We start from the raw sequence: 12,084 nt of genomic DNA, 5'->3' as shown, positions 1-12,084 counted from the left end.
GGGCAGGAGGGGCCGAACCCCTTCAACATCTCCCCCCGTCTCAGCCTTGGGGTCTGGCTACTCGCCTATGACCCGTAGGAAGTTATGGCCGTGCTTGATGTCGTAGAGCCGGAAGGCCCCCCGAAGCATGGCGAGATAGTCGGTCTTGCTGAGCAGCTTCGAGACACCCCAGCTTTCGGCCCGCTCATCGTAGTCCGCAAGGGCGGCTTCGAAAGCCTCCCGGCGTCCCCTTGTGTTCCGCTGAGGGCCGGGAACGATGGCGAGATTGCTAGCTGTTAGGAGGTGATGGTCTTCCCTCATCTTCACTAGCTCTCCCTTCTGGGCGTCAGCAAGGAGCCGCTGAAGGGTAATGCCCATGCCCCTCCGAGAGAACATTTCGAGATAGTGATACTCGTCGCCCCCCTTCTGGTTTTTATCGAGGTAGGCTCCTCCGTTGAATAGCGAGAGGCCTCGAAGGGCAGCGAAGCCCTCGGGCTCGATGAGGCGCTCATTGCGGCGCTTGATGGTGAAGGCGATGAGGCCAGACTCGGGGTCATAGCGAGCAGCACTAAGGGAGCCCTGAGGCAGGCCTTGAAGGAGGACTTCAGGGTTGGGGGTGGGTTGGTGAGTCTCCCCTATCACCTCCTTGCCATTGAGGGTCTTGGTGGCGGCATTGAGATAGCTCAGGAGTGCCTGAACTGCCTCCGGAGTGGTGGGGGCGTAGGTGCGAATGTCTATGCGTGTCATAAGGGGTTAGACTTTCTGTTGGGCGCGATGGGTCAGCTCCGGGGCTGGTGCTCCGAGAGGTGGCCGTGCGCTGGGTTGGTGAGGTTGGTGAGGTGGTCTGGGGTTCGGCAGTATGGTCGTATTGGCAGAGAGCCAGTACCCAAGTGTCCTTGGGATCGATGACATCTCGGGATTAGCTCTCAGTGCGTGAGGCCTTCGGCGGCCTCAATGGGTCGACAGGGTGCCCGAAGGAGGGCCAGGTCTCTCCGCCTCTCCTCTGTCTTTTCGGTGGTCCCGTGGGGCGAGTCTAAGAGGAGGCTGAGCGATGCTCAGGGCACCACTAGAGGTTAGGCCATGGGGCTGCGGTGATGATCGGGGTCTGGCTCTTGACCGTCACCTAAGGCAACTTTGAGCCTCCCTTTCGAATAATGCGTCCTATTTGTTTTCCGCCCTCAGGGCGAGCTAAGGGGCTGATGAAGGGTTCTAGCGCTTGTCACCATGAGGCAACCTTGAGCCTCCCCTTTCAAATAATGAGGGCTATTTAGATCTTTGGTGAGACACCTTTACTCAAGTAAGGGCTGACCGGGAGCTTCCTCTTCATCTAATGCGTCCTAATTGTTTTCCGCCAATTCATTCCCCAAATGACCACTTCGGCGAAATATTCTACCAGCCAGCTTTTGCACCTAGGGCCTGATGGCGACCTATGAGAACGCCAAGCGCTCTCTCAGCCGGATCACGCTCTGAGCCGTCCAGTGCCCGCCCCGTGGGGACCGGAAGCCCCTTGCGTTCAACTCCCCGGCCAATCCTCGCGCGGACATGGTTGAGGAGGGGTCGATATCGCTCAGGACTTCACGGAACTCCTCAGCCCGTTCCTGAGCGCCAGCTTTCACGGTTGCCACAGCCGCTCCGTTACCGATCCCCTTGAGGCAAGCCGCACCATTCGGGTTCCCCAAGCGCAAGGGCCGCGTGGTGCCATCTTCGAGCCGCCTTACGGGTTCCTGCCCCAGCGCCTCTAGTTGTGCCCGCTCCCGAGCCAGGGCTTCGCGCTTAACCGCGAGAGCTGCCTTAGTGCGCGCCTGGATCATCTTCCGCTCGTGCTCAGCCACCAACGCCAGAACCCCAATGGTCAGGTCACAGGCATCGGGCATGTCTGCGGCTACGAACTTCGCGCCACTGTCCCGCAGAGCCAGCAAGAAAGCAGCATTGCGGCTGAGCCGATCTAGCTTGGCGATGATGAGCGTTGCCTTGGCGTGTTTGGCGTGCCTCAGCGCGGCCTGAAGTTGGGGCCGGTTGTTCGCCTTGCCGCTCTCGACCTCGACGTATTCGCAAAGGTGGTCTGCGGGGCCATAGGAGCCCGCTGAGCGGCTTCGGATGTACGAGGCGACTGCTTCACGCTGAGCGTCCAGCCCGAGTCCTGAGGCTCCTTGGCGGGCCGTAGAGACGCGAAGGTACGAGACGTAACGCTGGCGTGGTTCGGCGTCCACCACCTTGCCGACCTCGGGGCGGCTCTGGGCGCGCGCTCTAGGCTGGGACGCTGTTGGGCTGGGCTTGTCACGAGACGGCATCTGGCGGACCTCAGGAGCAACTTCATTCCCAAACAGTGTAACGACGGTTAGGCAGTTTGTGAAGGGGCAGCGAGAGATTCGTTTGTCCTGTCAATCGACATATACGTTGATAGACGCCAGCACCCGAATGTGGCCGAATGTTCAACGAACCAGCGACCGGGAAAGGCGATTCGAATGGCCGTGTATGAGTTGTACTCAAGGAGGCAGCAGCGCCTTAGCGGTGCCGAGCCCGACGTTTATCGATATGACGTCATACCGGAGAGGCTACGCGTCCAAATCATTCATATTCTCGACAGAGCCTTAGGAAGCAGGGAGGACGCCGCTAGCAGTCGCGGGCAAGTAGAGAATACGTACCGTCTAATCGTATCGACACTGAGGCAGGAGCTTGGTGTGTTTCTTCTGCCACCTTCAAACCGAGAAGGGAACCCTTATACGGAATTACGAGATTTTTTCCTTGGTGCCTCAAGCGCCGAGACTTGCCTAGACGTAATTGAGCTTGCATTTCGAGCTGTTGATCGCCTAACCCGTACCATCGATTACTCAAACACTCGGGGCTATAATGAGCGCGCCGACGAGGCAATTGACGACCTCAATATCAGGTTCAAAGAGAATGCGGTCGGCTATCAATACATCGATGGGGAAATCGTCCGGGTAGACTCGGAGTTGATACATGCGGAGGCCGTGAAGCCTGCCCTGCGCCTCTTGAACACCAAGGACTATGCTGGCCCGCATCAAGAGTTCCTGAGCGCCTATGAGCATTACCGCGAGGGCAAGAACAAGGAAGCCTTGAATGACTGCCTCAAGGCCTTCGAGAGCACCATGAAGGCGATCTGCGACAAGAGGGGCTGGACCTACAAGCCGGGAGATACGGCCAAGCCGCTAATCGACGTTATCTACGCGAACGGCCTTGTGCCGCCATTCTGGCAGAACCAGTTCGCTTCTCTTCGGGGTCTTCTGGAAAGCAGTATTCCCCCGGCTAGAAACAAGCAAAGCGGCCATGGTCAAGGCGCGGTGCCCACAACAGTTCCCAACCACATGGCCGCCTACATGCTGCACATGACTGCCTCGACCCTTGTCTTCCTCACAACGGCAGAGCAAAGCCTCCCTTAGGCGGCAGGTAGGAGTGTGTGTGTTTCCTCGGTATTGGGTCCCATCAAGGCGGCACGGGGGGAAACCTGCCGGTCACTGGCACGTAGGTGACCTCTCAAATGTCTGACCCCAATTATGTTTGTCGCCAATCAGAGGTTCTAGAAGTCATGGTTCTGCCTGTTCAGATTGTCCTCGGGAAGACTGGGGAAGCCTTAGTCAATCGTGTGTCGAACGCAATCGGCATTGTCTTTGAGCCCCACCGAATGAGGCGAGAGGCGAGAGCGAAAATTGACGTCGCTGAGGCTGAAACGAAAGCCGAGATTATCCGAGCTGAAGGCAGGCTGAAGATTAGCGAGATTGAAGCTCGTGGCCTTCAACGGATGATTTATGAGGAGGGACGGAACCAGGAAAATATTGAATCCATAACCGCGAAGGCCATTCCGCATTTATCTAAAGATGCAAAACCTGAAGACCTTGAAGAGGATTTCGTAAGATATCTTTTCGACAAGGCTAAGCTGGTATCAAATGAGGACATGCAAGAAATGTGGGCAAAGATACTTGCAGGCGAGGCTAACGCGGCCGGTTCTTTCTCCAGGCGATCAATTGATTTGGTTTCTCAGTTGAGTAAAGCTGATGCTGAGTTGTTTACGAAGTTTGTAAGAAGCGTATGGATAATAGGAAAACCGGTGCCAATCATTACAAACGCTGATGAGGTTGATAGAAACGACGAGACCAGATTTTCTTTTAGTGAACTCCAGCATCTCGAAAGCATCGGATTAATCACCTTCTCAGGCACTGGCACCTATACCCGAACCGGAATTGGGAAGACAGGGCGTGCGTTCTATTATGGCTGCCCCGTCGATCTAGAGTTTTCTTCAGATGGACCAAATAGTATTTTGGTAGGGATGGCTCTTCTTACGGCGACCGGGGTGGAAATCGCGTCTTTATCCGGAGCGGAATCAAGCATCCCCGCATTCGAAAAGGGTCTGCAACACCTCTTGAGTCAGAATATAGCGGTCTCAATCCCCATCGAAGCCAAGCAAGCTTATCTTGCTCTCTAGATGCCCTTGCCAAAGCGAGATGAATGGTACACTTTGAGTGCGCGGCTCGATCATAAGTGGTTTAACTTCAATGCGTTGTGAGTGATTGTGGCGTTTCTCTTCGGGTGCGCCATTCTTTCACTTCATTTGATACCTCCTGTTTTGGAAAATCGGTTCCGAATATCAAAGGCGTTTCCCGCTCAGGCAGGCCTAAATCATTTCCAGCCTATCGCACCCGCGAGCTTTGCACGACCCGGCCAAGCCGAGGAATTGCTCTGCTGGCCTGATCCCGTCGCAGTTCATTGGGGCGCTGCAGCTAGTGGACATTGGCCATTTGTCGCGCGGGCGCTTCGGCGGCTTTTCCGGGAATGCACTCGCAGCGGCGGGACGGTTGGCCGCCGGAATATCTGACGACGGTGCGCTGGAACGGGGCACGTCGCCTCATTCCTTGATGGGGATCCCGGCTTCGATCGCCGCTTCGACGAACGCCTGCCGCGCCTCTTCCCGGCTCCGTTTCCCGGATATGACATCGGCGCAAACCGCACACGCCCTGTCGAGCGCAGGCCCCTCTTCGGTCGGCCAGTCTTCAATCAGCGCCCATGTGGCTGCCTGGGTCGTCTGGATGACGACCCATTGATCCGGCCCCTCAAGGGCAAGCGTCACCGGCTTCTTCCATAGGGTTTGCATAATGCAGGATCTCCGCTGCGTCTTCTCAGTCACCTGCTCGCCTAGGGCAATTGTTCCGGCGTGTCGAGATGCCGTCTGAACGAGACGTTTTCTGAAGCGGTGAGCTGCTTTACTGAAACGCCGGCATATTTATTTCCGGCCGCCGCTTCTCGTCGGCCGCTGCCGTCTTTGCCGCAAAGCAGCAAGGCAAAAGCTATTGAGCGTTCGGATGCTCTCTCTCATAGTCTTCCCTTTCTTTCTTCCCGAACACGGCGGAGTAAAAGCCGCTGCAAACCAGATATGAGCACTCATCCGGGTTGCCCGTTTGCCATCCCGGCTGGCAGAGGACGACGCGATGGAATTTGGCATTGCAAAGCCCGTGGTTTGCCAGAAGCCGCGGGTCGTTTCCGAAATACGCGCTTATGTCTTTGTCGCGAGTCCATGCAGGAACGACTTTCCAATCAGCGGCGCCGCCCTCAGCGCTCACATTGCCGGTCGCACAGAACGACCAATTCGATATGGTGATCGGTTGATCGCAGGGAAAAGCTTGGACGGCGCTTGCCAGCAAGAGCGAAATCAATGCCAGCAATCGCTTGCTGTAACCCACCATGCTCTTTTCCCCCATGCAGATCATTCGCATCCTGTCCTCCAAGCCCAGCAACTGCCTGTCTCCGTGACCGGGATCAGGTGTAATCCAAATTCCTAAGATTATTTTCCTAGTTCTCGAAACGTTCTTACGCTAGATTGCTCGCTGCTGCAACCATGGAATGTTGAATGTCAAAGAATTTTGTAGTGATTGGCGCTGTGGGCGCTTGGCCCAGTTTTTCCCTCTGCATGCGGGAAAAAACAAGTTCTTCTATTGGTCGCCTGAAGGACCTGCTCGGAGCTGAGGCGAGGGGCTGATGGCGGAATTCAACTCTCGTGACAAGAGCCGCACCAGTTCCGGCAAAACGCGAGCGCTGGTGCGCAGGCACACCGCGCCGCCGAGCGCCAGCGATGACGGCAGCCTGCGGTGGCAATGGTTGACGATCCAGCTCCTGGAATCGGCGGCCTTTACCACCTTGAGTGCGAATGCCTGCCGCGCCTTCTTCCGCATCGTCATCGAGCACGTCTCGCATGCCGGGTTGCAAAATGGCAGGCTTGTCGTGACGCATCCCCAGTTCGTCTCCTACGGCGTCACCGGCGAATATGTGGCCGATGCGCTCGACGAGCTGGAATATAAGGGGCTGGTTAAGGTCCGCCGCGGTCGGGCGGGAAGCGGGGTCGCGCATCCCAACCTGTTCACGCTCACCTTTGTCGGCGACCATGAGGGCGCGCCGCCGACCGACGAGTGGAAGCGGTGCACGGCGGAAAGGGGTCGGAAATGGTCCGAGACCGACCTCAAGATCGCCGCCGAAAGACGCGGCCGCCTCGGCCGCAAGAAAAAAACCTCGCTTCGGGATCCCGAAATCCGCCCGCTTCGGGATTCCGAAATTCGCCGCGCTTCGTGAGCTTTTCGGCTGAGTGGAAACGCAATGATTTCAATGCCGCAGCCTATTTCGGGATTCCGAAGTGCTATATAGATTTTGGTGGGGGTTCCCGGCATGGCGCGTGATGACCGTCCTCGGTCGGAAGCGGCATTCGTTTTCCCGAATGCCTAGCTTCGCGCAACCTTCCTGATGTATCCGCAGGCCTGATGATGTCGGAGGAACGCATGACGGTGGGAATTTTTCGGGCTCTGGCGGTTCTCGCGACGATGGCCGCCCTTGCCGGCTGCGTCGACCATGCGAACGCGCCGGTGCTTTTGCCCATCGGAGTGCCGGTCAATCCGCCTGCCGTCGCCCAGGGCATCTGCGTAACCGACGGCAACGCGATGTATGACGAGGCGAAGAAGCAGTATCATCTGCGCGCCCAGTTGACCGGCTATGCCGAGGCCGATGCGCTGGAAGAGGAAACGACGGCGCGCGCCGCTGCCCATCGCCAATATGTCGCCTGCCTGTCCGCCCAGGGTTACCGGGCTCTATACGCGAATTGAGAACAGAGAATTCGCATTCTTAGCCAGCGCCCTCGCGCCATTCTTGCTGTCGCGACTTTCACGTTTTATCGCGAAAAACTCACGCGGAATCGCCTGCAATCACGAGTTTTGGAAACTGTGCGTGCGCGGAACTGCGCACTTGGGACAGGCATCCGTTCCGCCGTCGCGCTCAGCGTGCCTCTCGTCCTCGCGCCGATCGGCCAAGCTGAAGCCGCTCCCGTTCAAACGGTGCGGCCGCCCGATATTTCCTACGTAAAAACCGTGCAGTATAAGCCGCATCCCGGTATCTGGCATGGCTATCGCGGCTTCCGAACGGAGCGCCCCGGCACCCGCCGTCACTCCGATGGCTACTGGTATCCGCTTGCCGCTTTCGGCGTCGAGGCCGGCGCCACCGGCTCCATCATCCGCCAGCCGGTGAACAGACCGGCGGTTCCGACAATGTGCAACTCTACGTTTTCAGGATCGATCGGTCCCGGCAGCATGCCCTGCGATAACGGCTATTGAGCCGGCAAATGAAAGGGGCGGCGCGAGCCGCCTTTTTCCTGTTTCGGGCGCCGCTCACATGTTCGTGACATCTATTGCGTTGCGGTAGATTGTGACAGATCCGCTTCCTACCTCCTCGGCGCAAATTCAGCTGATCCTCCCAAGGAGATGACAATGATCACGACGTTCAAGAGCGGCCTGGCGGCCGCAGCCCTCGGTGCGATGCTCGGCCTTTCCTGCGTGGCGGCGCAAGCGGCTCCTCTCCAGTCGAGCGCGACGCAGCAGGACTCGGCCAAGCAGCAGGTTGTCCAGGATGAGACCCGCGTGCAGCACGACAGGAGCACGACCGGTTCGATTGATGAAGGCAGCCCGAAGGGCATGGCCTCGCCCTACATGATGAACCCGAAGAAGCCGCTGAACATGGATTGCAAGCTCGGCTTCAACCCGACGAGCAGCTCCGGCTGCAACTATTGACCGGGCGCTTTGCGGTGGCGACTAGGCCGCCGCGGTGAGGGGCGGTTTCCCGGCCGCCCTTTTTCACCGCAGAGGACGGCGCTCGCTATGTCAAAGCCGCCGCAGATGCAAAAAATGCCGGACGCCGATAGGAAAAGAGGTGGGAAATGCCGGCTCACAAGGGCGATTGACGTCTCTGCCTTGGAATTGCCATGCTGGCCGCGATGGTCGCATTCATAATCAATTGAATTTCAGACAGGTGGGACAGTCATGACCGCAAAGGCTGCATGCTCGGATTTCCTGCATTTTTTCCGCTCCTGGATCAGCAATCCGCTTCGGGTGGCCGCCATCGCGCCATCTGGTGATTCCCTGGCCAGGATCATGACCAGCCAAATTGCGGAGCTCGACGGTCCAATCATCGAGCTCGGCCCGGGCACGGGCGTCTTCACCCGGGCGCTGCTCGCCCGCGGCATCAGCGAGGCGGATCTGACGCTGATCGAATACGGCCCGGAATTCATCGATGCGCTGCAGACGCGGTTCCCGGCGGCGCGGATATTGCAAATGGACGCAGCCCACCTTGCCCAGGCCGATATTTTCGAGGGAGAACCGGTCGGCGCCGTCATTAGCGGCCTGCCGCTTCTGTCCATGTCGCCGCGCAAGATCGCCTCGATCCTTGCCGGCGTCTTCACCTATATGCGCCTGGGCGGGGCGGTCTATCAATTTACCTATGGTCCGCGCTGTCCGGTGCCGCGGCCGATCCTCGACCGCCTCGGCCTGAAGGCGGTGCGCATCGGCGGTACGGTTCGCAACCTGCCGCCGGCCTCCGTCTACCGGATCTCGCGCCGCAAGCCGCTGGAACTCTCGCGCGAACGTCTGAGATTCCGTGACGCGGAGATCGAAGTGGCCGCCTTTTCCGGCGAATCGGCCGGCTGAACGCGGCACCGGCTGAGCGGAAGCGACAGGCTTCGACGCAGCCCGGCCGATATATCCCCGCATGCGGCAGCCGGTCGAGGGACGATGTTTCGGCCTCTCCCTGTTATCCCCGCGGACCCGTCCTATATCTGCAAGCGTCGCAGCGGCCGCATGTCCGATATCGCCGCGGCGGCCGGGTCATCACCATGTCGGGCATCACCAGACACGGCAGACATTCAGAACCGAAACCATCTTCGCCAGTTCGGCATCCCCGCGCCGGTGAAACGAGCGGCTTCGGCCAATTCAACGACATTGAACGATTTTATTGACCAAGAGAGGAAAGATCATGTCCAGTCACAACGCAGCCAAGTCAGGCACCTTCAGGATCGGCGGCGAGATCGAGGTCAATCGTCTCGGTTTCGGCGCCATGCGCGTTACCGGTAAAGGAATCTGGGGTGAGCCCGACGACCATGCCGAGTCCATCCGGACGCTGAAGCGCCTGCCTGAGCTTGGCGTCAATTTCATCGATACGGCCGATTCCTACGGCCCCGATGTCTCCGAGTGGCTGATCAAGGAGGCGCTGCATCCCTATGGCGCCGGATCCGTCATCGCCACCAAGGGCGGCCTGACCCGCCACGGTCCCGACATCTGGCTGCCCGTCGGCCGCCCGGAATATCTGATCCAGCAGGCGCATAAGAGCCTGCGCAATCTCGGCGTCGAGCAGATCGACCTGTGGCAGCTTCACCGCATCGATCCGAAGGTGCCGGCCAAGGAGCAGTTCGACGCGATCCGGTCGCTGCTCGATGCCGGCCTCATCCGCCATGCGGGTCTGAGCGAAGTCTCCGTCGCCGAAATCGAGGCGGCCTCGAAGCACTTCAAGGTCGCCACCGTCCAGAACCGCTACAATCTGGTCGATCGCACCAGTGAAGACGTGCTCGATTATTGCGCAAAGCACAATATCGGCTTCATCCCGTGGTATCCGCTCGCCGCCGGCGATCTCGCCCAATCAGGCTCGCTGCTCGATACGATCGCCAGGAAGCACAATGCCGCCCCCAGCCAGATCGCGCTCGCCTGGGTGCTGAAACGCAGCCCGGTGATGCTGCCGATCCCCGGCACGTCAAAGGTCAAACACCTGGAAGAAAACGTCGCGGCGGTGGACATCACGCTGTCGGATGAGGAATTCGCGGCGCTGGACGCCGAGGGTCGGAAGGTCTTCAAGGCCGCTTGAGGAGTGATGCAAGCGGCTGCCCCTCACCCTAACCCTCTCCCCGCTTGCGGGGCGAGGGGACCTTCCCTGCGAGAGGTTGGCGAGGGACGCAGAGGTTGCAGCATATCCCCTTCACCCGTTTACGGTCCGAAGGACGGGACGAGACCCGCGGCTCGTCCCGCGCAGAGGTGCCGGCAGGCGGATGAGGGGCTGTCGCCACTGCCACATCTTTCAGCAATTTTTGACCACCCGGTCAAAGATGCTGCAAAATGAGGCGTCGAACTGTCATTTAAAGGGCAAGCATTGCGCTGAATGCATTGCTGCATTGCGGTAATTTCGCTATTCCCGATCAAATGAATGGGGTATCACTATCTTCGTAAGCAGCGCACTCCTCCTCCCAAGCGCTCTTACATCGGACCGACAACACTCCTCCTCCCAGTTGTCGGTCAGGATCAAGAGCCTGGCGCACCTCCTCCCGCGCCAGGCTCTTTTCTTTTCCCCTGAAATCGAGCCCTAGCCGATACAGCCTGTGCCGTTTCGCCGGCGCTGCTTTACCGCGTGCGGTTTGACTCGACAGGCTTCGCCGGACTATTTGAACATGTGCCGTCCGTCCGGCGCGTGAACCGGTTGGAGTTTGGTCATGATCGGCAAATGGCGCGGCACGCGTGCGGCTCTGGCAGGGCTTCTGGTTGCAACGATAATGCTCGCCGGCTGCGGCGGCAGGCCGGTCGGTGTCATGCAGGCGGCCGGTACCGTGCCGCCAGGCACGTCGAAGGTCGATCTCCTGGTGGCGACGACGCGCGCTGCCGATGACAATCCGGCCGTGCTTTTCTCCGGCGAACGCGGCACCGGGCTTGCCGTCAACGCCGTCGATGTCTCGATCCCGCCGGAAGCCAATCGCAAGATCGGTCAGGTGCAATGGCCCAAGCGGCTGCCGGCCGATCCGCTCCGTGACTTCGTCACCGTTTCCGTCGATCCGCTCGAGGGCGAGCGGGCAGGCGAGAGCTGGCTGAAGAGCCATATGCCGAAGAGCCGCCGCGTGCTGGTCTTCGTGCACGGCTTCAACAACCGCTATGAGGACGCGGTCTATCGCTTCGCGCAGATCGTCCACGATTCGCGTGCCGACGTCGCCCCCGTCGTCTTCACCTGGCCGTCGCGCGCCAGCATCTTCGATTATAATTACGACAAGGAAAGCACCAACTATTCCCGCGATGCGCTGGAGGAGCTGCTGACTCGCACCGCCGCCAATCCGGCCGTCGGCGACGTCACCGTCATGGCTCATTCGATGGGCACCTGGCTGACCGTCGAAGCACTCCGGCAGATGGCGATTCGCAACGGTCAGGTCGCGTCGAAGATAAACAATGTCATCCTTGCATCGCCTGATCTCGACGTCGACGTCTTCGGCCGTCAGTTCATGAGCCTCGGCAAGGATAAGCCGCATTTCACCATCTTCGTCTCCAGGGATGATCGGGCGCTGGCGCTGTCGCGGCGCATCTCCGGCAATGTCGACCGGCTCGGCCAGATCGATCCCTCCGCCGAGCCCTATCGCAGCAAGCTGGAGGCGGCCGGCATCACCGTGCTCGATCTCACCAAGCTCAAGGGTGGCGACAGGCTGAACCACGGGAAATTCGCCGAAAGCCCTGAAGTGGTGAAGCTGATCGGCGACCGGCTGATCGCCGGCCAGACGATCACCGATTCCAATGTCGGTCTCGGCGAGGCGGTCGGTGCGGTGGCGATGGGGGCTGCCCAGACCGCCGGAAGTGCCGTCAGCGTCGCCGTCAGCACGCCGATCGCGATCTTCGATCCGCGCACCCGGCGCAATTACGATGCGCAGCTGAAGCGGCTCGGCCAGTCGATGGACAATACCGTCGGTTCGGTCGGCGACAGCGTCGGCGCCGGCCTGCCCGAAAGCCGGTAAAAATTCGTAGGCAGCACCGCCGATCTGATATA

The 12,084-nt window shown here is 59.5% G+C and carries 13 protein-coding genes; 9 read left to right on the top strand and 4 right to left on the bottom strand.

The window, feature by feature from the left end; all coding sequences use genetic code 11:
* Window positions 1-57 precede the first annotated feature (57 nt).
* Window positions 58-726 carry a hypothetical protein gene (locus tag CO660_RS15160; RefSeq protein ID WP_097599407.1) on the bottom strand — a complete coding sequence of 223 codons (669 nt, stop codon included), beginning with the start codon at window positions 724-726 and terminating at the stop codon, window positions 58-60.
* A gap of 680 nt (window positions 727-1,406) precedes the next feature.
* Window positions 1,407-2,270, bottom strand: coding sequence for a recombinase family protein (locus CO660_RS15155; RefSeq protein ID WP_097599406.1), 864 nt, complete (start codon window positions 2,268-2,270; stop codon window positions 1,407-1,409).
* 174 nt (window positions 2,271-2,444) lie between these two features.
* On the opposite strand from CO660_RS15155, the gene CO660_RS15150 reads away from it, so the two are divergent.
* Together CO660_RS15150 and CO660_RS15145 are read left to right on the top strand one after the other, a co-directional pair.
* Window positions 2,445-3,380: a hypothetical protein gene (locus CO660_RS15150; protein WP_097599405.1), complete on the top strand. Its 936-nt coding sequence runs from the start codon at window positions 2,445-2,447 to the stop codon at window positions 3,378-3,380.
* A gap of 98 nt (window positions 3,381-3,478) precedes the next feature.
* Complete coding sequence (locus CO660_RS15145) at window positions 3,479-4,420, top strand: DUF2806 domain-containing protein (RefSeq protein ID WP_097599404.1); 942 nt, start codon at window positions 3,479-3,481, stop codon at window positions 4,418-4,420.
* Window positions 4,421-4,840: 420 nt separating this feature from the next.
* Here the strand turns inward: CO660_RS15145 and CO660_RS15140 are convergent, their stop codons facing one another.
* Window positions 4,841-5,086: a DUF982 domain-containing protein gene (locus CO660_RS15140; RefSeq protein WP_097599403.1), complete on the bottom strand. Its 246-nt coding sequence runs from the start codon at window positions 5,084-5,086 to the stop codon at window positions 4,841-4,843.
* Window positions 5,087-5,279: 193 nt separating this feature from the next.
* Complete coding sequence (locus tag CO660_RS15135) at window positions 5,280-5,705, bottom strand: hypothetical protein (protein ID WP_097599560.1); 426 nt, start codon at window positions 5,703-5,705, stop codon at window positions 5,280-5,282.
* A gap of 262 nt (window positions 5,706-5,967) precedes the next feature.
* On the opposite strand from CO660_RS15135, the gene CO660_RS15130 reads away from it, so the two are divergent.
* The 7 genes from CO660_RS15130 to CO660_RS15100 all read left to right on the top strand — a co-directional run bounded on the left by CO660_RS15130 (window position 5,968) and on the right by CO660_RS15100 (window position 12,052).
* On the top strand, window positions 5,968-6,555 hold the full coding sequence (locus CO660_RS15130) for a hypothetical protein (protein WP_097599402.1): 588 nt from the start codon (window positions 5,968-5,970) through the stop codon (window positions 6,553-6,555).
* A gap of 203 nt (window positions 6,556-6,758) precedes the next feature.
* Entirely contained in the window at window positions 6,759-7,079 is a 321-nt protein-coding gene (locus CO660_RS15125) for a hypothetical protein (protein ID WP_097599401.1), read from the top strand.
* A 150-nt stretch (window positions 7,080-7,229) separates the two neighbouring features.
* The gene (locus tag CO660_RS15120) at window positions 7,230-7,583 is read left to right on the top strand and encodes a cell surface protein (protein ID WP_097599559.1); all 354 of its coding nucleotides are present in this window, start codon (window positions 7,230-7,232) and stop codon (window positions 7,581-7,583) included.
* A gap of 153 nt (window positions 7,584-7,736) precedes the next feature.
* The gene (locus tag CO660_RS15115; RefSeq protein ID WP_097599400.1) at window positions 7,737-8,036 is read left to right on the top strand and encodes a hypothetical protein; all 300 of its coding nucleotides are present in this window, start codon (window positions 7,737-7,739) and stop codon (window positions 8,034-8,036) included.
* 249 nt (window positions 8,037-8,285) lie between these two features.
* Window positions 8,286-8,948: a methyltransferase domain-containing protein gene (locus tag CO660_RS15110; RefSeq protein WP_097599399.1), complete on the top strand. Its 663-nt coding sequence runs from the start codon at window positions 8,286-8,288 to the stop codon at window positions 8,946-8,948.
* Between the two features lie 325 nt (window positions 8,949-9,273).
* Window positions 9,274-10,155 carry an aldo/keto reductase gene (locus CO660_RS15105; protein ID WP_097599398.1) on the top strand — a complete coding sequence of 294 codons (882 nt, stop codon included), beginning with the start codon at window positions 9,274-9,276 and terminating at the stop codon, window positions 10,153-10,155.
* Between the two features lie 619 nt (window positions 10,156-10,774).
* Window positions 10,775-12,052 (top strand): alpha/beta hydrolase, encoded by a 1,278-nt coding sequence (locus CO660_RS15100; RefSeq protein WP_097599397.1) that lies wholly within the window; start codon window positions 10,775-10,777, stop codon window positions 12,050-12,052.
* The last annotated feature ends 32 nt before the right edge of the window (window positions 12,053-12,084 follow it).

It is taken from the genome of Rhizobium sp. L9 (assembly GCF_002531885.1).
Lineage (GTDB): Bacteria > Pseudomonadota > Alphaproteobacteria > Rhizobiales > Rhizobiaceae > Rhizobium.
Note: the sequence above shows the minus strand (reverse complement) of the source record. Positions and strands in the feature narration are given on the sequence as shown.